18 protein-coding genes and 1 pseudogene are annotated in these 20374 nt (G+C 43.9%); 13 read left to right on the plus strand and 6 right to left on the minus strand.

All coding sequences use genetic code 11. The features are described from left to right. Window positions 1-71: 71 nt before the first annotated feature. Window positions 72-1166 carry a DUF3626 domain-containing protein gene (locus tag J2Z65_RS28990; protein WP_167055429.1) on the minus strand — a complete coding sequence of 365 codons (1095 nt, stop codon included), beginning with the start codon at window positions 1164-1166 and terminating at the stop codon, window positions 72-74. Next, window positions 1163-2008, minus strand: coding sequence for an AraC family transcriptional regulator (locus J2Z65_RS28995; RefSeq protein WP_167055432.1), 846 nt, complete (start codon window positions 2006-2008; stop codon window positions 1163-1165). Before J2Z65_RS28995 ends, J2Z65_RS28990 begins: the two co-directional genes overlap by 4 nt. A gap of 393 nt (window positions 2009-2401) precedes the next feature. On the opposite strand from J2Z65_RS28995, the gene J2Z65_RS29000 reads away from it, so the two are divergent. From J2Z65_RS29000 to J2Z65_RS29030, 7 genes are all read left to right on the plus strand, one after another. Then, a complete protein-coding gene (locus J2Z65_RS29000) occupies window positions 2402-3583 on the plus strand; it encodes a Gfo/Idh/MocA family protein (RefSeq protein ID WP_167055435.1) in 1182 nt (393 codons plus the stop codon). Window positions 3584-3621: 38 nt separating this feature from the next. Beyond that, window positions 3622-5295 carry a type 2 periplasmic-binding domain-containing protein gene (locus J2Z65_RS29005; RefSeq protein WP_167055438.1) on the plus strand — a complete coding sequence of 558 codons (1674 nt, stop codon included), beginning with the start codon at window positions 3622-3624 and terminating at the stop codon, window positions 5293-5295. A gap of 105 nt (window positions 5296-5400) precedes the next feature. Next, complete coding sequence (locus J2Z65_RS29010; RefSeq protein ID WP_167055440.1) at window positions 5401-6378, plus strand: ABC transporter permease; 978 nt, start codon at window positions 5401-5403, stop codon at window positions 6376-6378. Between the two features lie 12 nt (window positions 6379-6390). Next, window positions 6391-7272, plus strand: coding sequence for a carbohydrate ABC transporter permease (locus J2Z65_RS29015; RefSeq protein ID WP_167055442.1), 882 nt, complete (start codon window positions 6391-6393; stop codon window positions 7270-7272). Between the two features lie 37 nt (window positions 7273-7309). Beyond that, window positions 7310-8089, plus strand: a complete 780-nt coding sequence (locus J2Z65_RS29020) for a phytanoyl-CoA dioxygenase family protein (RefSeq protein ID WP_167055444.1) — start codon at window positions 7310-7312, stop codon at window positions 8087-8089. Between the two features lie 60 nt (window positions 8090-8149). Further along, complete coding sequence (locus J2Z65_RS29025; RefSeq protein ID WP_167055446.1) at window positions 8150-8974, plus strand: sugar phosphate isomerase/epimerase family protein; 825 nt, start codon at window positions 8150-8152, stop codon at window positions 8972-8974. Continuing rightward, window positions 8971-10029 carry a Gfo/Idh/MocA family protein gene (locus J2Z65_RS29030; RefSeq protein ID WP_167055448.1) on the plus strand — a complete coding sequence of 353 codons (1059 nt, stop codon included), beginning with the start codon at window positions 8971-8973 and terminating at the stop codon, window positions 10027-10029. Before J2Z65_RS29025 ends, J2Z65_RS29030 begins: the two co-directional genes overlap by 4 nt. 106 nt (window positions 10030-10135) lie before the next feature. Here J2Z65_RS29030 and J2Z65_RS29035 read toward each other — a convergent pair whose 3' ends face one another. Continuing rightward, window positions 10136-10525 (minus strand): PaaI family thioesterase, encoded by a 390-nt coding sequence (locus tag J2Z65_RS29035; RefSeq protein WP_167055537.1) that lies wholly within the window; start codon window positions 10523-10525, stop codon window positions 10136-10138. Between the two features lie 188 nt (window positions 10526-10713). On the opposite strand from J2Z65_RS29035, the pseudogene J2Z65_RS35980 reads away from it, so the two are divergent. Then, a pseudogene (locus J2Z65_RS35980) lies at window positions 10714-10827 on the plus strand (cupin domain-containing protein); the annotation flags it as partial. Window positions 10828-10937: 110 nt separating this feature from the next. Here the strand turns inward: J2Z65_RS35980 and J2Z65_RS29040 are convergent. Next, entirely contained in the window at window positions 10938-11153 is a 216-nt protein-coding gene (locus J2Z65_RS29040) for a hypothetical protein (RefSeq protein ID WP_167055449.1), read from the minus strand. A gap of 169 nt (window positions 11154-11322) precedes the next feature. Beyond that, a complete protein-coding gene (locus tag J2Z65_RS29045) occupies window positions 11323-11532 on the minus strand; it encodes an alpha/beta-type small acid-soluble spore protein (protein WP_167055451.1) in 210 nt (69 codons plus the stop codon). 161 nt (window positions 11533-11693) lie between these two features. Here J2Z65_RS29045 and J2Z65_RS29050 point away from each other — a divergent pair, with 161 nt between their 5' ends. After that, window positions 11694-13220 carry a copper amine oxidase N-terminal domain-containing protein gene (locus tag J2Z65_RS29050; RefSeq protein ID WP_167055453.1) on the plus strand — a complete coding sequence of 509 codons (1527 nt, stop codon included), beginning with the start codon at window positions 11694-11696 and terminating at the stop codon, window positions 13218-13220. A 60-nt stretch (window positions 13221-13280) separates the two neighbouring features. Here J2Z65_RS29050 and J2Z65_RS29055 read toward each other — a convergent pair whose 3' ends face one another. Next, window positions 13281-13787, minus strand: a complete 507-nt coding sequence (locus tag J2Z65_RS29055) for a CcdC protein domain-containing protein (protein WP_167055455.1) — start codon at window positions 13785-13787, stop codon at window positions 13281-13283. Between the two features lie 174 nt (window positions 13788-13961). Between J2Z65_RS29055 and J2Z65_RS29060 the strand changes: the two genes are divergently transcribed. The 4 genes from J2Z65_RS29060 (at window position 13962) to J2Z65_RS29075 (ending at window position 20364) form a co-directional block, all read left to right on the plus strand. Next, window positions 13962-15155 carry a sensor histidine kinase gene (locus J2Z65_RS29060; protein ID WP_167055457.1) on the plus strand — a complete coding sequence of 398 codons (1194 nt, stop codon included), beginning with the start codon at window positions 13962-13964 and terminating at the stop codon, window positions 15153-15155. A gap of 65 nt (window positions 15156-15220) precedes the next feature. Further along, complete coding sequence (locus J2Z65_RS29065) at window positions 15221-15844, plus strand: response regulator (RefSeq protein ID WP_193580850.1); 624 nt, start codon at window positions 15221-15223, stop codon at window positions 15842-15844. A 265-nt stretch (window positions 15845-16109) separates the two neighbouring features. Then, the gene (locus J2Z65_RS29070) at window positions 16110-19403 is read left to right on the plus strand and encodes a glycosyl hydrolase (RefSeq protein ID WP_167055462.1); all 3294 of its coding nucleotides are present in this window, start codon (window positions 16110-16112) and stop codon (window positions 19401-19403) included. Next, a complete protein-coding gene (locus J2Z65_RS29075) occupies window positions 19387-20364 on the plus strand; it encodes an ABC transporter permease (protein ID WP_167055465.1) in 978 nt (325 codons plus the stop codon). The genes J2Z65_RS29070 and J2Z65_RS29075 overlap by 17 nt, the downstream gene beginning before the upstream one ends. Window positions 20365-20374: the final 10 nt, after the last annotated feature.

Consider the following 20374-nt stretch of genomic DNA (forward strand, 5'->3'; position numbering starts at 1 on the left):
AGGACGTTATTGAAAGACGAAACACCAACCAATCTCGTAGATGACTACGGATGGTTGGTGTTTCTCACATTTTATCGTTTAAAGTTTCGAAGCGGCTTTCCATATCTCACGAGTACATGCCACAATAGCTTTAATTCTTGAAGTACTTCCTTATAGGTTCCGCGATCGCTCCAAGAATCGGGATCGCGTTTTAAGTCCATTGCAGCAGATCCAATCATACATACATCGATAAAATCTTCTGGCGCAATGCGTCTGGCCAAGGAAGGCATTGAGGGACCTCTAAAATCGGTGGGAACCTCGTCGACCAAAAGTCCAAAGCCCATGTGCCAATGGAGATCAATTGAATACTGCAGGCATATTTGCTCCAGAGTCCGCCCTACCTGAGTGCCTTTGAATGAAGGGTCTGCAACAAGCACTTCGACGTCTTCTTTAAGAGAAATATCGCCATGTACCTGGGCTTCAATATAATGGTTAAGATTGCGGCCAGGTTCTTTGAACTCAGGACTCGAGAAGGGCTTCTCGAGATGAAGCAGCACATGATTGATGAGTTCCCGTGGCGTCAGATCTCTTTCACCGAGAGCAGAATCTCTAAAAAACGCATCCTGCATGAGAGCCGCCAGAATGAGATCAAACTCCTCGTAGGTACCCTTTTCCTTAGGGTCTTGATGCGAATCCAAATAAGTGAATGTGCAGCGATAGGAGACCTTCGGGGAGAGAAGGAAATAGCACGATCCAAAACGCGGAGCTGGGCCATCAGGATGTACCATCAGATCCAGCGCCCCATACTTGGGACGTTGGTTATTGGTTGAACCCATAAGTTGATAGGCTCCTCCAAACATTTTATCCTCCCAAAGGTCGCGTTGGCCGCCAGGATAAGCCGATACGCTGCCATTAGATAATAATGTCTCAAACTGGCTCTTATAAATTCCCTGCTCAAGCAGAGCTTCGGCTACACTTTTCATCGTCGGATCCGGTCTGTCCGGATGAAAATGCAGGGCGACTTTTGCGTGCGCCTTTAGCTTTGCCACGGTATCTTCAAATGTGTCGAATGCGATATTAGACATTTGAAGAACTTCCTTAATTGCTCGCTCAGCTTCGCTTTTGTGGTTTCTTGCGTACTTGGTCATATGCGCTATAGCCAATAATTGTGACTTTGATAATTTCATGGATCGATAAGTTCTAAATTACCCTTATATTTTCCGGGGGAGACACCAACGGTTCGTTTAAACATTTTTAAAAAATTAGAATAATCATTAAATCCACACAGTTCGCAGGTATCTGTGACGCTATAGCCCTCCGAGAGAATTTGTTTAGCTTTGGATATTCGTTTGAAAAGAATATATTCATGGATGTTACTGCCGATATATTTCTTGAAAACTCTCCCCATATAGAATCGATCCACATAAAACTTAGTAGAAAGAGATTCAAGCGTAAGATCCTTTTCCAAATTCATATCAATATAGTCTAATAGTGAAGTTAATAATTCTGGCATAGAAGAAAGATTTTCCGAACGATTAACGTCTTTGAATATAATATTGATCAAGACTAACACTTCAATGAGATAATTCAGTTTCAAAATCTTATAGCCGGCATGGGGTTTAAGATTCTCTATTTGATTAAAAAGACGCAGAATTTCTTTAATTTGGCTAGGTTGAAGCGTAATCTTATTTTGTTGGCCTTTAGGTTTGTTTAGAAAGCAGCTTAGAAGATCGAGACTTGGAGAATTAAACGTACGGACGATATGTGGTGCAAATTGTAACGTAATTCGTTCGTATACATGATCGTTTTGAAAGGAAGGTTTATGGATTTCTTGATTATTTGTAATCATTAAATCGCCATATTTGATTGGATACATGTTCTTTTCAACAAAATAGTTCACATCACCTGAGATTAAAAAGTAAATCTCAAACTCTTCGTGCAAATGAAAGTTAACATTACATATATTGGGATTATAGAGTTTGCGTTCATAACGGATGCATTCGTCAATACTTTCATAAGCTAAGTTCATCCCTATTACCTCACTTTAAATACCTGAAAGGTTCAGGTGAATTGTAGTGTTACTGATGCCGGATAACATCCAGCACAGTGGTGAATAATGACCGCCTCAACTCTTCCTCTGCTTCCATATTAAAGAAGTTTACACAAACTATTTTACAGACTCCCGAGAAGAGAAGCAAGTAGCTAATCCAGCTTCCCCTGATCCACTTAAACTCCAATTTCCCCTAATTTCTTCTTAATAGATACTGCACAAAAAACGATATTTTAATCACAAAAAACTATGACATATCTCGAGTAATATTTTAGAATAGCAAAAGTAAGCGCTTTTATTATATGTCTTGCGGCATATTAAGGAAATTTTCTTGCTTAAATTACACTTCAATATACCAGGAGGGTTATTGGGATGAGTCCGAAAAACAAAGTGAAAATAGGTGTTATAGGTTTAGGTGGAATGGGAAGCAGTCATCTCAAGTACCTGACACAGATGGATACGGTTGAAGTTGTAGCCGTTTGTGAAGTTGTACATGAAAAGGCTGACAAAGCAGCGGCTCTATATCATGCCAAGGCCTATTACAGCCATACGGAGCTTTTCGACAAATCGGGCATAGAGGCTGTATTAATAGCCGTTCCCCATTACGATCATACGCCTATATCGATTGATGCCTTCCATAAAGGAATCCATGTTCTTTGTGAGAAACCTATTGCGGTGCATGTCAATGATGCTCAAAAAACGATAGACGCCTATGAAAGTGCCAAGGAACACCATCCCAATCTGATGTTTGGCATTATGTTTCAAGAAAGGACCTATCCTCACCATAAAAAAATCAAAGACATTCTTGATGGCGGCGAGCTGGGTAAATTAATCAGAGCGACCTGGATTAATACCAAATGGTTCCGATCTCAACTTTACTACGATAGCGGCGAATGGCGTGCAACTTGGGCTGGAGAAGGCGGAGGGATTTTGACCAACCAGTGTCCGCATAATCTGGATCTCTACCAGTGGTTATTCGGCCTTCCGTCACGGATTAACGGTTTTGCGCATATTGGCAAATATCATGATATCGAAGTCGAAGACGAAGTGACGGCCTACTTTGAGCATGAGAACGGGATGGTTGGACATTTTATCGTGACTACCGCAGAAACACCTGGATCCAACCGGATGGAGATCGTGGGAGAGTACGGAAAATTGGTTTATGAGGATAATCAACTTGTTTTTTATCGAACCCGTGAGTCGATGCTTCGTTTTATCAAGGAATCGCCAAGCAGGATGGGCAATGTTGAAAATTGGTACACGGAAATTCCTGTGAACGTGAATGTGCCTACAGGGCATCAAGTCGTGACAGAGAAATTTATCGCGGCCATACAAAATGGCGGCGGGGAGCTTATCGCACATGGTCCGGAGGGGATCAACGGATTAACCATAGCGAACGCGATTATGCTTTCTTCATTCAACGATCAAACCATCAAGCTGCCTATGGATGCAGACGAATATGAGAAGAAGCTTGAGGAACTGATCCGAAGCTCCAAATACAAGAAGACAGTGAGACAGGATGGCGCTATGGATATCAGCTATTCCCAGGGTTAGGTCTTATCAACTAACAAAACGTCTAGGGGGAACTACCAATGAAGGGTAAACTCGGCATGGTTTCAGCTTTATCTCTTTCTGTTGTATTACTCGCAAGTGTATTAACAGGGTGCACCTCTAATGCTACGAAGCAAACAAGTACGTCAGAAAAAAATGAAGCAAGTTTATCTTCAATCCCGCTGCCTATCGTAAATAAGCCTATCACCTTAAAAATGTTTGTGCCCATGGATGCCAAAGTAGCGGCAACCATGAAAAATTATAATGAAATCGCCGTCTTTAAAGAATTGGAAAAAAGGACAGGGATTCATATCGAGTTCATTCATCCTGCATCTATGGATGGGGCAGCGATCAAAGAACAGTTCAACCTTATGGTCGCGTCGGGCGATTTACCTGATCTGATTTATTATAACTGGATAGGCGATTATAACGGAGGGCCTAATAAAGCGATCAAGGATGGCGTTATTTTGCCGCTGAATGATTTGGTAGATAAGTATTCACCCAATCTTAAAGCATTTATGAACTCCGACCCTAAAGCGAATAAACAGCTGCGTACAGACGATGGTACGATCTATGTTTATCCCGAGGCCCAATCACCGAATCAGTATGCGAAAGTAAACCCTAATCCGAATCCTGCTTTCCAGACTTTTGGATGGCAGATCCGCCAGGATTGGTTGGAAAAACTGAATCTAAAGTCACCTGAAACGATAGACGATTGGTATGAAGTGTTAAAAGCGTTTAAAACGAAAAATCCTAGCGGCAGCGGTAAAAATGACGAAATTCCTTTGGCGCCTAAAGGAGCGGGGGACCTGCAGAACTGGGTCAGAGCATGGGGGATCAACTATGGGTTTTATCATGACGGCGATAAAGTCAAATATGGACCTTACACCCCGGAGTACAAAGAAGCGCTAACAACCTTAGCAAAGTGGTATAAAGAGGGCTTGATCGACCCTGATTTTGGAATTACGGATGCCAAACAATTCGATACCAAAGTAATGGGTAACCGTGCAGGCTCATGGACGGGATCGACATCAGGTACATTCGGAAGATTTGTTCAATTGATGAAAGCGAAAGATCCGTCGGTAAAATTATCGGGAACGGTTCCGCCTTACGTTAAAGGCACGAAGTCCTACAATTTCAATGTTGATGAAATCAAGGTTGCTAGTGGCGGCGGTGTCGCGATATCCGCAAAAAGTAAGTATGCGAAGGAAGCTGCGATGTGGCTGGACTATGGCTACAGTCCGGAAGGATCACTGCTCAATACCTTCGGTATCGAAGGCGAAAGCTACAAGATGGTGAACGGTTCGCCTCAACTGCTTCCAGAGATTACGAATAATTCAAAGGGCTTGTCGATTGATGAAGCGTTATCTAAATATTCCAGAGGATCTGGAGGACTGGCCTTTGTCATGACACCTGAGATTTGGCAGCAGCGCATGGCTTTACCTGAACAGCAGCAAATTATTGGCTTATGGAAAGCAGGCTCCTACGATAGAACCATGCCGCCAGGGGTAACGCCAACCATTGAGGAATCAACCAAGATGGCGTCCATTATTTCTGCGGTTAATACGTATAGGGATGAGATATTCTCTAAAATGATCATGGGACAAGTACCTATTAGCGAGTTTGATAATTATATGAGCAAATTAAAAGGTATGGGAATCGAAGATGCGATCAAAATTCAGCAAGCCGCATATGACAGATACATGGCAAGATAATTGATTGGCTAGCAGCAAGAGCGCCAGCATCTGATCGCCCACCAAAGGTAAGATCAATGCTGGATGCCTGCTGCGCGAATTTCTTCGCTCAAAGGGGAACGAACAATGGAGAATATTAGGGTTGGTGAGGTGGCGCATTCCAGAAGTGTCTATCAGACAAAGAAGCAAAGCGGTATTGTCCATAGACTTCGTAGAGATTTGTATAAAAACAGAATCATTTATTTCATGGCTTTGCCCGTGATCGCCTATTATATTATTTTTCAATATATTCCTATGTATGGAGCAACGATAGCCTTTAAAGACTTCTCCCCAATGAAGGGAATTTGGGGCAGCACTTGGGTGGGAATGCAGCATTTTACCGATTTTTTTAACGATGTCTATTTCGGAAGAATTCTTACGAATACCCTTTTAATTAGTGTATATAATATTATCTTTGGATTTCCGGCACCGATCATTTTGGCGCTGCTATTAAACGAAGTGCGAAAAAATGATGTATTTAAAAGGTTTGTGCAATCGGTGACGTATTTGCCGCATTTTATTTCGGTCCTGGTTTTATGCGGTTTAATTGTAGATTTCACAGCAAGAAACGGGATTGTTAATGATTTACTTGCTTTCATGGGAATGGAAAGAATTACGATGCTGCTGGAACCCGGATTATTCCGAACCATCTATGTGAGCTCTAATATTTGGCAGGAGGTAGGTTGGGGCTCGATTATCTATTTGGCTGCTTTAGCCGGGATCGATCAGGACCTGTATGAAGCGGCGACGATTGATGGGGCAGGACGTTTTAAGCAAATGCTGAATGTTACACTGCCGGGGATTATGCCCACCATTATCATTCTGTTTATTTTAAGAATGGGAAGCATGATGAACGTCGGATTTGATAAAATCTTCCTGTTATACAATCCGGTTACCTACGAAACTTCGGATGTGATTTCAACCTATGTATACCGCAAAGGGATTCTGGAAGCAAACTACAGCTTCAGCGCAGCCGTTGGATTATTTAACTCGGTGATCAATTTTGCGCTCTTGGTAGCTACTAACAAAATCAGTAAAAAAGTCAACGAAACCAGTCTTTGGTAGGGAGGGATGACGATGAATCTAAAGCGAAGCAAAGCCGAAGCTATTTTCGGTTTTTTTAATATATGCTTCTTGCTGTTTCTAGCTTTAATTACACTTTATCCATTTCTATATGTTACTATGGCGTCTTTAAGCAACCCCTCTAGTTTAGCGAGTCATTCCGGTTTGTTGCTCTGGCCTTTGGGATTTAATGTAGACGGCTACATCAGTGTTTTTAAAAATCCCAATATCATCACGGGTTACACCAATACGTTAATTTATGTTGTTGTGGGAACAAGCATCAATGTAATTATTACCTCGCTTGGAGCCTACGTTTTATCGAGAAAAGGTGTCATGCTGCGGGATTCGATCATGATGATGATTGTGTTTACGATGTTTTTTAGCGGCGGCTTGATTCCTAACTATTTGCTTGTGAAAAGTCTCGGCATGTTTGACACGATGTGGGCACTCATTCTTCCGGGGGCCATCAGCACCTATAATTTGATTATTATGAGAACCTCGTTTGCGGCGATTCCGGATAGTTTGGAAGAATCCGCACGTATTGACGGAGCCAATGATCTTACGATCTTGTTTCGAATCGTCCTGCCGTTATCGCAAGCCGTGATCGCCGTTATGATTTTGTTTTACGCTGTGGCCCATTGGAATTCGTGGTTCAGCGCTATGATTTACTTGCGAGATCGAGATGCTTATCCTTTACAGCTCTTCTTGCGTGAGATTTTGATAAACAGCAGTACCGACAGTATGATCACTGGGTCCGGCGGGAGCGATAAAGAGGCCGTTAGCGAAATTATTAAATATTGCACGATCATTATTGCCACATTACCGATCATTGCCGTGTACCCTTTCTTGCAAAAATACTTTACCAAAGGGGTTTTGGTAGGCGCTGTGAAGGGTTGAGTAATAGGCAAAATTATAGTTGAAGCGAGGAATTGGCATGATCTCTGAGGACCAAGTGAAGTTTTATCATGAGAATGGTTACTTACTTGTAAAAGGTGTATATGACGCAGAGGAAGTTGAAACGTTCCGTGAATCAGTAGAAACATTCCTGAAGAGGGCGGCTGCATCTAAATTTGACCGGAGCCATGCTTGGGCTGGAGACTACCTGCCGCCGGAAGAATTAAAGAAGCTGGTACTTAAGGGCTTCCATGATGTTCAATATCATGACGCCCAGTTTATGCGCATGATAACGCAAAGGAATTTGATCACGATTTTCACCAAATTGATTGGCGATAATGTTCAACTGCATCATACCAAGATGATGGTCAAACCCCCAGAGAAGGGAGCGGCCTTCCCCATGCATCAGGATTATCCGTATTTCCCGCACAGCAAGCACAGTATGATGCTCGCCAGTATCCATTTGGATCATACGAATGAGGAAAACGGCTGTTTGCATGTCATTCCGGGATCGCATAGACAGGGGCCGTTACCTCATGTAGGAAGCTACTATTTGAATCATAAAGAATATCCTATTGAGAGCGGAATTCCTTGTATAGCTGAATCCGGGGATGTCTTATTTTTTAACTATTTAACGATTCATGGCTCGCCTATAAACCGCAGCGATCGGACGCGTAGAAACATACTGGTCCAGGTTCGTGATCCTGAGGATGAGCCGGCGAATGATAAACATGTAAATTGGGGGCAGGGGCTGATGCTTCACGGCATCAATCCAACATTCAGAAACTATAAATATGAAGGGACATTAGTGAAAGCTTGATCGTGGACAACCTATTGCCTGATATATATAAAATAATGAACAAATTAGGAGTGAACGTAGATGAAATTATCTTTTACTACATTAGGGTGCCCCGAGTGGCCCTTAGACAAAATTATTTCCTGCGCGACAGAATATGGATTTGACGCAATTGATTTTAGAGGTTTAACCGGAGAAATGAATATCTACAAGCTTCCGGAGTTTTCGGGGCAAGTGGAGCAAACGCTTCGTAAAATTACCGATGCCGGACTCCATGTATCTTGCTTTTCAAGCTCCGTCCATTTATTCTCGGCCGAAAACTTTGAGAAGAATATGCAGGAGATTAGGGAATTTTCTAAGCTTTGCCGCATTTTCGGGACTCGCTACATTCGTGTGTTTGGCGGTAAAATTAGCGATACTAGCCTGGATACGGCCGTGCAAATGGTTGCCCAGCATGTAAGCGAAATGGCAAAAATCGCTAAGGAACATGGTGTTAAGCTTTTGATTGAAACACATGATGATTGGATTTCATGCGTTAATATGAAAAAGGTGCTGGAGCAGGTGGATACGGAAGCCGTCGGGGTACTGTGGGATGTGCACCATCCTTACCGCATGGTGGGAGAACAGCCTGAGGAAACCTGGAAGACATTGGGACAATGGATCGAATACACGCATGTGAAAGACTCGCGCATCGGGGATAATGGGAAGGAAGACTTCCAATACTGTTTAACCGGAGAAGGCGATATTCCGTTGAAGGAAATCTGCAACTTACTGAAACGTGAGGGGTATCAAGGCTATTTCACTTTGGAATGGGAGAAAAAGTGGCATCCTGAACTGGAAAACCCAGAAATAGCATTTCCCCAATATGTAGGCTATATGCGTAAGTTAGCATCGGAGGTAATGATATGAAAAAGATCAGAGTAGCGATTATAGGCCAAGGCCGCAGCGGCCGTGATATACATGCCAATTCGTTAAGTCAAATGAAAGAGCAATATGAAATTGTTGCTGTAGCTGACATGTTGGAGGAGCGACTGGAGCGAGCCAAAAAAGAGTTGAATTGTGAGGTTTACCGTGATTACCGTGATCTGTTCAAGAGAAACGATCTTGATTTAATCATTAATGCATCGCCTAGCCATTTTCATTTCACGATTTCTAAAGAAATTATGGAAAGCGGATTTCATGTACTATCTGAGAAACCGCTTGCCCGAACGGCACATGAGGTTGATATTTTGATTGATACGGCGAAGAAAACAGGGAAATTGCTTGCTATTTTTCAGCAGTCCAGGTATGCGCCCGCTTATCGCCAAGTGCAGGAAATTATCAAATCCGGCGTGATCGGACGAGTGGTTCAGGTCAGTATTGCCTACAACAATTTTGCAAGAAGATGGGATTGGCAGACTTTAAAAGCTAATGATGGAGGCAATCTCTTAAATACGGGTCCACACCCGGTAGATCAAGCCCTCCAATTTTTCGGAAGCGAAGAAATGCCGCATATCACTTCAATGATGGATCGCGCGAATACGGCTGGAGACGCCGAGGACTATGTGAAGATCATTTTACATGGGCATGGACGACCTGTCATTGATGTGGAAATTTCCTCTTGCTGCGCATATCCGAGTTTCACTTATAATGTCCAAGGGACTAGAGGCGGAATCAAAGGGAGCACAACCCATCTGGACTGGAAATATTTCAAACAGGAGGAAGCGGGAGAGCTGAAATTAGTGACAACGCCAATGGTCAACGAAAAAAATGAGCCGGCTTACTGCCGTGAACAACTAAAGTGGTACGAAGAGAGCTGGGACATTCCCGCTGAACAGGGAAAAGATTTATTCCCTTCGATGGCCCAAAGCTTCTATAACATGATTTATAATACGATCGTACATGGGAAAGAGCTCGAAATTACACCATCACAAGTACGCCAACAAATTGCCGTTATGGAAGAATGTCATCGACAAAATTCATAATCCATCACATCCGGCAGACTATTAAATGAAGCGGCGGCAGTTTAGGACTTTTATTTTCAAGCTCCTTAAACTGCCGTTTCTTGCGTTGATCAAATTTGTGCCTGCTTTATCTTTTTTCAATAATAGCAACCGTGCAGCGTGAGATACAAATCAATTGATCATTCTCATCGGAAATACGGATATCCCATACCATGGTTTTCCGTCCTTTGTGCAGAGGGGTTGCAACAGCCGTTACGATGCCGTCTTTTTTACTCTTCAAGTGGTTGGCGTTAATTTCCAGACCTACTGCGGCATATTTATCTTTATCGATATTAATCTCAGAGGCGATGGAGGCAGCGGTCTCAGCCAGCAGGACGGAAGCTCCGCCATGTAAAATACCTGTAGGTTGGTGTGAGGAAGGCCCAACAGGCATTGTCATCACCACGCGATCATGCGTGAGCTCCAGAAACTCGATGCCTAATGCATGGATGGCTGTATGCTGGCTTCTTTCCTTCATAAATGAAATAAAAGCTTCCTTCTCCAACCCATACGAGCGATAAATTTCTTCTGACACGATCATAACCATGACCTCCCTCAAGTTTTAGACAACAATTCGGCAACATTGAACATAGGTGATGCAGGTCCTTGTTAATTGCTATGATAAGGCGGGACTGACTTATGCCAGCCAAATGTTGAATGGGCAGATTGCTTGTTACCGGCGGCAAAGGATATTACCAGGATAAAAGCAAACCGGTATAAGAGCTCCATGAAGGGGATGTAGTAAAGATCCTTCCTGATGTGAAACACTGGCATGGCGCTGCATGCAAAAAAAGACTGGTGGAATGTACCTGATTCCCACCAGTCTTTTTTATTCCCTTATGAAATGCAAGTAATACGCCGTTTAGTAAGCCTAACAACTATCCTTCACATCATCCAGATTGTTGAGAAGATGCTTGTAATGTGGATTGAGCTTGGCTAATCATTGTTTGTGCTTGCGTTATTTCCATGGATGCTTGCTTTAAGGCTTCCTCACAAAGTGTAGGATTAGCTGCCGATTGTTCAATGGCTTGGCTAATAAGACTTTTAGCAAGTGTTGTTGCCGCTTCTGCTTTCTTCAACTGGTTTGGATCAATTTGTTGTGCCAATTTTCGAACCTCCAAGATAAATGTATTTGTATTAAACAACTGTTATATAATCTTCGATTTCAATTGATTTTATGTACGGGAAACATTGAATTAAAAATAAAAAAGACTGCATTCACCTGAAGGAGGAAGGTGATTGGAGTCTTTTTGTACTTGGTCTTATATCAAAAAATTAACGTTGAAAACCTTGCAGCTGTTGTTCAGCCATTTGTACCAATTTTCTCGTAATACCGCCACCAATAGAGCCAGCATCGCGTGTAGCGAGATTTCCATTGTAGCCATCTGGTTGTAGAGGTATTCCTAATTGTTGCGCTACTTCAAATTTCATTTGATTTAAAGCCGCTTTTGCTTGAGGAACAACTAGTGTGTTATTGTTTGCCATGGAAAAAATCACTCCTTTTTTTGGTGTACTCTTATGATGTGGAGTGGAAGGAACGATTATACATTAAATTTACAACGATTTTGAAAAGGCTAAGTATATATATAACCCTCCTCGATTTCGTGGTAATATAGGCTTAAAATTACTATTTTGGGGGAAGTTTGATGTTGTCGAAAACAGCCAAAAAACCACTTCTTTTAAGTGCTCTCTTAGTACTCGTTTGGAATTATGTCCCTTTAACTGCCTTTGCTTCTGCTGTAAACGAATCCACTTCTATTAAACTAATACTGGATGATACTGCGGCCACGATTAATGACAAACACGTTACCCTCCAGGCGGCTCCGCACCTTGTTCATGATACAACGATGATTCCTCTTCGATTTGTTTCAGAAGCTTTAGGGGCTACTGTCAAATGGGATGTACGAACACAGGGTGTTGAATTGAGTTATCACACGAAGCTTCTCACCATGCAAATTGGAAGTACAACTGCAAAGGCAAACGGCACTCTACTCAGCCTAGAGCAAGCGCCCTTCATCGAAAATGAAACAACGTTCGTGCCGATTCGATTCATAGCGGAGAATTTCCAGCAAACGGTTACTTTTGATGAACAGACTCGGATGATCACTATCTACCCATCAACTGCGACAAATGTTAATAGCACTCCCCCAGCCAAAAAGCGATTGGTTAAGCCTACTATTGATAATTTGACTTCACAAGTCACGACAAAAATCCCTCGAACTGGCATCATATTCGATGGCCTTGGTAATATTGGTTATAATGAAACCGTGATGATCTCTGACAGCAAGGACAATTTGTATTTCATTTCGGAAGAGGCAATTTCTGGCTTTTCTCTTAAGAAGATGAATCTGAGCAAAGGAACAGAGATTAGTTTACAAACCATGCTTTCTTTCAATGATGAGAAGTTTGATTTTATGTATGAGAAAGGAGGTTCCAAGTCCAAATTTCTGCATTATGAGTTCATCCCCAAATCTCTATATTACGACCGCTTTTCAGATCGAATTTTTGCCATGGGGAGGGATTTTTACAATTATATAACCGTTTTTTATCAAGTGTATCCCAGTGTAAAAATGATTGCTTACGATACGACGAGCGAATTGGACACAAAAACGGACTTTATACAGCCATCAAGAGACGGTCAAACCTATTGGATTAGCAATTCTTTCAAAAATACTTTATATACGGCCCGTGAAGGTGAGAGGCTTTCAACTTATACAAATGTCAATGGAGAACGTATGCATCACCTTGTTCCCCTTGTTGATAATGGAAGTTTGTATACACTTGATCGCGAGAGCAAATCCATTAGAGAAATTCATCCTGATGGAGGAGCAACTGTCATTGCGAAGCTAGATGTTAACGTAATAAACACAGCCATCACGCATGATGGATATTACTACATTACGGATGACAAGCAATTTTATCGGGTCAATGTAAAAGGTGAGATAGAACCCTACGCCAATCTGGAAGATGCTATTTATAATAAAGGAATATATAATATGATGACGGGGCAATATGATCCGACGCCTACTCGGCAGAGCTATTCGGGAACAGCTGAGCCCCAAAAGATGACAATCGGCGTCTCACCTCAATTTACGATTGACTCAGAAGGCAATATTCTCATTTATGATAGTTTAAGCATGAATATCAGGAAAATTACTATTTTCGAGCAATAACGGATCAAACCAAGCAACCTCCGACTCTGAAGGGTCGAGGTTGCTTTTATTTTCAAACTTCTAAGCAGGGTTGAGCTGCTTCTGTTTACGAATCAAGAAAAGATTATAAGTAAAATAATAAGCGATCATAATGAGCATCAAACCTGATGTCCAAGTGCCGCCAAGGCTTTTCCATTGGCTGGAGAGTTGGTGCGCATGGCTGTCCTGCATCATCGCGTAGATTCGATAGCTTAGACGTCCAATGAAAAGCAACGTCACCGTTCCGCCTATCCATGCACTCGAACGGTAGAGACGAAGTCCTTCACGTATTTCAAAACGCGTCGTCTCCGCGCTGTAATAAGCTAAAATGATACCTAAAGAAGCGCCTATAACATCTGAAACAAGACTAACCCAATGAAAGACACCTTCTATAAGAAAAAGCAGCCCAATCACACAAAATAGACCGTTCATAATCCGCAATCTGCGCAAACTCAATTGCTGCCATCCGAATGTTCGTTGAACCCGTCTGAAAATCCGGTAGGCGAGAAAAATAAGGAGTAAAATATAAATCATATTGTTCGCTGACATGAATGTTTAGCTCCTCTTCAATTCAATTCTTTGACTACGCTAATCGTACCCGGATTTTGACGACGGAACGACTACCTGCGGATAGAACCTAATCTGTATGCTTCTCTATCTGTGGATAGAGATTTGTTCAAAGTCGTTCGATCCAGTTGTTTTTTTCCTGGGTGCAAAGCTAGAATGAGGAGGTATCTTGAGACATTCGGAGGGATGATGGTGAAATACCAAAACCACGGAAGGCCTATGGTTATTTCTGCGCTCATTTTTTTTCTCATGATCAGAAACCAGCTTTTCCTTACTTCGTTATCCCATATTGCGCTCCATCTTGCGATTTGGCTGACCATTACAGTTAGTCTGTTTATTCGGAGATCTTGGTGGAATAGACGGAGGTTAGCAATCGCCGCGGGCATTCTGTTTATTGAATGTTTGATAGGCATCATCGGTTATCAGGAAGTCATGCTGCTGTATTTGATCGCTATTGTTGTCTTTGCCGCTGCCCTCCGTAGAACCTTTTCCAAATATCAGACTTCCCTCATTGCACTGATGGTAGTAACAGCGGCTCTCTATATTCGTTATGGCCAAAAGGACTTGTTTAATCTGCTCTCTTTTATCATGTTGGCGATTGTGTTTTATTTTTCCATTCGTATCCGCATTCAAAGAAATGAGGCGTATGAACAGAACAAACGACATTTGGCTGAGCTCCAGGTTGCTTATGAACAATTGCAGGAAGCATCTGCTACTTCAATGCAAAATGCAATATTAGAAGAGAGAACCCGCATTGCCCGCGACATTCACGATGCGGTTGGACACAGTTTGACTTCTATCATCGTTCAAATGCAAGCTTTACGCTATATGATTAGGGAAAGCCCCGCACAAGCAGGACAATCCATTGAAGAGATGCTTACTGTAGCGCGTCAAGGTCTGCAAGATATTCGTACTTCCGTTCATGAGCTTGCAGACAACCGTAAAGCAATCGGGATCACCGCCTTAAAGTCACTGCTTTCTCGTTTGGAGGTTACATCATCTATCCGTTATAGCTTTCAAACGAATTTACACGATGAAGATTTAAATGCCGATGTCTATGAAACCTTATTCCGAGTGCTGCAGGAGTCGATTACCAATGTGATTCGTCACTCTAATGCAACGTTTTTGGAGGTAAGCCTGACTAGGGATGAGAAGAGCATCGAAATTCGGATACGTGACAACGGTGTTATGGATACCGAACATCAAATTCAGGAGGGATTTGGCTTAGTTAACATGAAAAAAAGACTGGAAGAACGTGCTGGGCGTCTTCAGTACCGGACTGTCGAACCAAATGGCTTTGAACTTATCGCGACCATGCCATGCAATGGTTCAGATCAATATGCTAATTAGGAAATGGAGCGTTGTATGTGCCGACCAACGACAAAATTCGAGTATTGCTCGCCGACGATCAAAGCATGATCAGACAGGGCTTCGGCTATCTTATCGGTTTGCAACCTGACATGGTTCTTGTTGGGGAAGCAGCTGACGGGCAAGAAGCGGTCGATCTAGCTTTGCAACTCCACCCCGATGTCATCTTAATGGACGTACAGATGCCTCGTTTGACAGGCATTGATGCCTTACAGCAAATAAACAAACGGCTGCCGGGAACCAAAACCGTCATCTTAACGACCTTTGACGATCAAGACTATATATATCAAGGAATACGTGCCGGAGCTGTCGGTTTTTTGTTAAAAGATGCAGATATCGAGGAAATGCTGGGGGCCATTCGATCCGCTTCCCGCGGGGAAGCCATATTTAAGACAGGGCTTGCAGCCACGGCTCTTCAAAGAGTGGCGGCATCCGATTTTTTAACAGCCGATACGGACACCAAGCTGCTCCCAGGGGATCCGCTGACGGACCGGGAGCATGAAATTCTGCAGGAAATGGCATACGGACTTCGTAATGAACAAATTGCTCGTAAACTTTTCATCACGGAAGGTACCGTAAAATCGCATGTGCATCGTATTTTGCAAAAATTTGATTGTGAGGATCGAACGCAAGTGGTGGTCGCAGCACTTCGCAACGGTATGGTGAAATGAAGAATATTAATAGCATATAGAACAAGGCTGCCAGTGGATTTATACTGGCAGCCTTGTTGCGTTTTAACGAGGGCCGAACAGCTGTGTATGTCATGAAGTTGCCGTTAACCTAAGGTTTTTAAGGGATTTGCAACGAAATCTAAGCCTGCAAAAAAGTGTTAAGCCCCATTATCGACGGGTGCAAGAAATGATTCTTGCCGGGAAATGGGAACAGACATACAGTTGGTGAAGACCAGTTACGAGTTTTGGGGAGGTTTACTAAACAATGGAACAATTTAAGAATCCGGGCGCGGAATATAGAATTCAACCGTTTTGGTTTTGGAACGGAGATATGAATAACGATGAGATTGCAAGACAGATTCAGGAGATGGATGAGCAAGGGGTGGGGGGATTTTTCATATGTCCCCGCCAAGGGCTGCAGATTCCGTATTTATCGGAGGCATGGTTCGAGAAGGTTCGATTTGCGATTGACGCTGCGAAGAAGAGAGGCATGCATGTTTGGCTGTATGACGAATATCCGTATCCAAGCGGCATAGCCGGTGGTGAAGTGACGCTGCTTCATCCGGATGCGAAGCACCAGACGCTTGTTACGACGGAAACTCGTGTTAGCGGAGGCTCCAAAGTGAAGCAAGAGTACCCTTGGGCAAAGGTGATCTACGCCAAGGCGGTGCCTGTTTCCGAGGATGGACAGCGGCAGTGGGAGCGGATGATTGATCTAAAGGATTCAATCGGGAATCTACAGGCCGATCCCGTTTTTCAGAAGACGGGACTGACGACGTATAACCAAAAGCGCTTTTTCACGTACCGGACGGTATTTCAACTGGATTGGGAAGCGCCGGCCATTGCTAACGAATGGGATATTATTGTTTATCAGGAAAAAGAGGTTGAGGATTTCAAATATTACGGCACCTTCGTCGATCCATGCCATCAGGAAGCGATGCGAACTTTCATTAACTTAACGCATGAACGGTATGCGCGGTATATCGGAAGCGAGTTTGGCGATACCGTGAAGGGGATGTTTACAGACGAGATCGGTCTGTTAGGGAAGATGCCGTGGACGCCGAGGCTGGAAGCGTATTTCAAGGAACGCAACGGCTATTCCATTACGGAGCACGTCGCGGCGCTGTCCTATTCAGATTATAAAGATGCTGCTCATATTCGTTATGACTATTTTCAAGCTCTTCATGAGCTTTTGACACAGTCTTATCATAAGCAAGTCTATGATTGGTGCGATCAGCACAATCTGCAGTACTTGGCAGAGGTGCCGTCGATCCGGATGACCACTCAACGGTTCAGTCACATACCTGGCGGAGATAGCGCCCATGAGAAGCTGGGGCGTTCTCTGGAATGGATTCTGCGGCGATATGCTTGCAGCTTCCGGGATAATCCGAAGATGACCAGCTCCATCGCCCGTCAATTGGGCCGTCAGCGGAACGTGGATGAGTGCTTCCACAGTGTCGGTTGGTCGATGAATATGCAGGATGCCAAATGGATGATTGACCGTATGGCTGCACTTGGCACGAATTTTTATGCGTTCCATGCTTTTTTCTATACCGTAGACGGTTTGACGCAGCATGATGCGCCGCCATCCCAATTTTATCAAAACCCTTATTGGTCTTATTTCCACAAGCTTGGCGACTATACCGGACGGATTAGCTACATCATGGCACAAGGCTCCGCTGATATACGAATCGCTATGCTGGATCCAACGACGACGTTCTGGACACATATGGGGAATCCGCTGCACCATTTCGACTATGGCGGTGACAATGAAGCTGAGAAGGCAAGACTGGAGCAGCTGAAAGAGGATTGGCGTTCTCTTGCCGTCAATCTCCTGCAAACGCGAAGAGATTACGATCATCTTGATCCCGAGCTTCTGGCAGAAGCCGTTATCGAGGACGGCAAGCTTGTGATTGGCGGCGCTGCGTATTCCGTGCTTTTACTGCCACCGATTGCGAATCTGGAGCAGAAGGCTTGGGAAACAGCGAAGCGTTTCCTTGCCGCAGGAGGCAAGGTTATCAGCTTCGGTCTGGTGCCTAGCGAGCGAATCGAATCAGGTAATACCGTACCGGAAGAAGCCGCTCAGGCATTTGGACTTCCGCAAACGCCAGATAGCTATTACTGGCAGGGAGAAGGGCAGCAAGCATTTGAAACGAAGGCCACCTTCAAAGGCGAGCAGTCCGCCTACTTTATCCCGCGTAAGGGAGGCACATCGCTCAAAGAAGCACTGAGCAAGCTCGACCTGCTGCTCGATGAAGTACTGCCAAGAGCCGTTACCTTGGATTGCGGGAAGGACAATCGATCTTTCCTTCTCCAAAGCAGATATATTTCAGATAGGGAGTATATCCTCTTTGCCAGCAATCAGGAAGGCGAGGCGTGGGATACCCGGATCACGGCAGATCTGTCTGTGATTTGGCCTGACATCAAGCGTGACGTCCGCATAGAAGCAGAACTGCTAGATCTGGAAACTGGAAGCAGCAGCCCTCTTACAATAGAAACAAGCGGCGAATCGATTTCTATCGAGATGTCTTTCGCACCTTATGCTTCGCGCATGATTCGGCTGAGCATCAAGGAACAGAAGCTGATTGCATCAACAGAAGAATTCGATAATCCGGCTGCATGGCGTCTCAGTATTGATGCTGAAGGGGCTTGGGAACAGAAGGCGCTAACGCCGAACACGGTACGCTTTGAGAACTTCCAGCTAGCGATTGGCGGGGATCATGAAGGCCCGGGAGAGTGGGTACAGGCGAAAACCTTTATCGACCAGTGCGCCGATTTGGCCGAGAACTGCAAACTTCCCGTTTCGTTCGCGCAAATATTCGGAACACCGAAGAAGATGAAGCTCGCTTACCCGATACCGTGCCGCTATCAAATCCGGTTTTATGTGGAGAAAATACCTGAGCAATGCATGCTGTTGATGGATCAATCCGCGATACTTGGGGACTGGAAACTAACGATGAATCAAACGGTTTTTACCAAGTCGGATTTCAATAAACAAATCGTGTACGATAATTCGAATTGCGTATGCGATGTGAAAGCAAGTCTGGTCGAGGGCTGGAATGAGCTGACGGTTCATGTCGACATTCAGGAAGATTGGCATGGTATTGTGGACGCTCTATATTTGTATGGCACGTTCGGCGTGCAGTTCGCGGATGAATCGGTGAGTCCGAGCATCACAGACGTTCCAACCGCCGCGGGCAGTCTTGCAGTTGACAGCTATTACGACGGGTATCCTTACTTTGCCGGAACGCTTTCCTTCACCCGTGAGCTATGGCTGGATGCACTGCCGCAGTCTCAGCAATTCGAACTGGCCTTCAACAATTGGGACGTTCACGACTTGATAGAAGTGTTGATAAACGGCCAATCGTTAGGTGTGCGGCCTTGGTCGCCTTATGTATGGGAGGGCAGCACGTCATCTCTGCAGGAAGGAGCTAACGAACTAGAGGTTCGGGTGACCGGATCATTGATCGGAATGCTCGAAGGCAAATATTTTGACTATCATGAACATCGTGTCGCAGACATACTTGAAAGGAGAACATCTAATGCAAAACACAGTTAAGCCCCATATTGCTCATACTCCCGGGGTTTCGTCCTCCACAGCTGCGAAGAAGAAGAAAAGCGGATTGGGCAAGGAAATCGTGAAAAACAGATATTTATATCTGCTGGCTTTGCCCGGATTATTATTTTTCCTTATTTTTAAGTATATTCCTATGTTTGGGATCGTCATCGCGTTCCAAAACTACTCCCCTTTCAAAGGGGTTTTGCATAGTCCTTGGGTTGGATTTGACCATTTTCAGCGATTTTTCTCCAATCCCGATTTTTTAATGATTTTCCGCAATACGATGGGGATCAATCTGTTGAATTTAATTTTGTTCTTCCCTCTTCCCATACTGATCGCGGTGTTTTTGAACGAATTGCGCAAAGAAATCTATAAAAAAATTATTCAAACGATCATTTATATGCCTCACTTTCTGTCCTGGGTTATTATAGCGGGATTAACATTCCTGCTGTTCTCCAAGGGTGACGGTCTCGTCAACAAAGTGATTGAATCGTTCGGTGGGGAAAAAATCGATGTACTGACGAGTCCGAATGCTTTCTGGCTGATGATCGTTATACAGTCGATATGGAAAGAGGCCGGTTGGGGAACAATCCTCTTCTTAGCCGCTATTGCAAGCATTGATCCAGGACTATATGAAGCAGCCCGTATGGACGGCGCGGGAAGATTACGTCAAATCTGGCACATCACGCTTCCTGCGATCCGAAGTGTCATCGTCGTTCTATTGATTCTCCGTCTCGGTCATATGATGGATGTCGGCTTTGAACAAATATTCCTGATGTATAATGGCGCCGTTTCGCAGGTAGCGGAAGTATTCGATACTTATGTCTACACGGTAGGGATTAAGCAGGGGCAATTCAGCTACAGTACAGCCGCTGGATTGTTTAAATCGGTAGTCGGCCTGATTCTGGTCATCCTTTCCAATCAATTAGCCAAAAAAATGGGCGAAGAAGGCGTCTACTAAGGAGGGTTCA

Origin of the sequence: Paenibacillus aceris, assembly GCF_017874035.1 — a bacterium.
GTDB classification, from domain to species: domain Bacteria; phylum Bacillota; class Bacilli; order Paenibacillales; family NBRC-103111; genus Paenibacillus_E; species Paenibacillus_E aceris.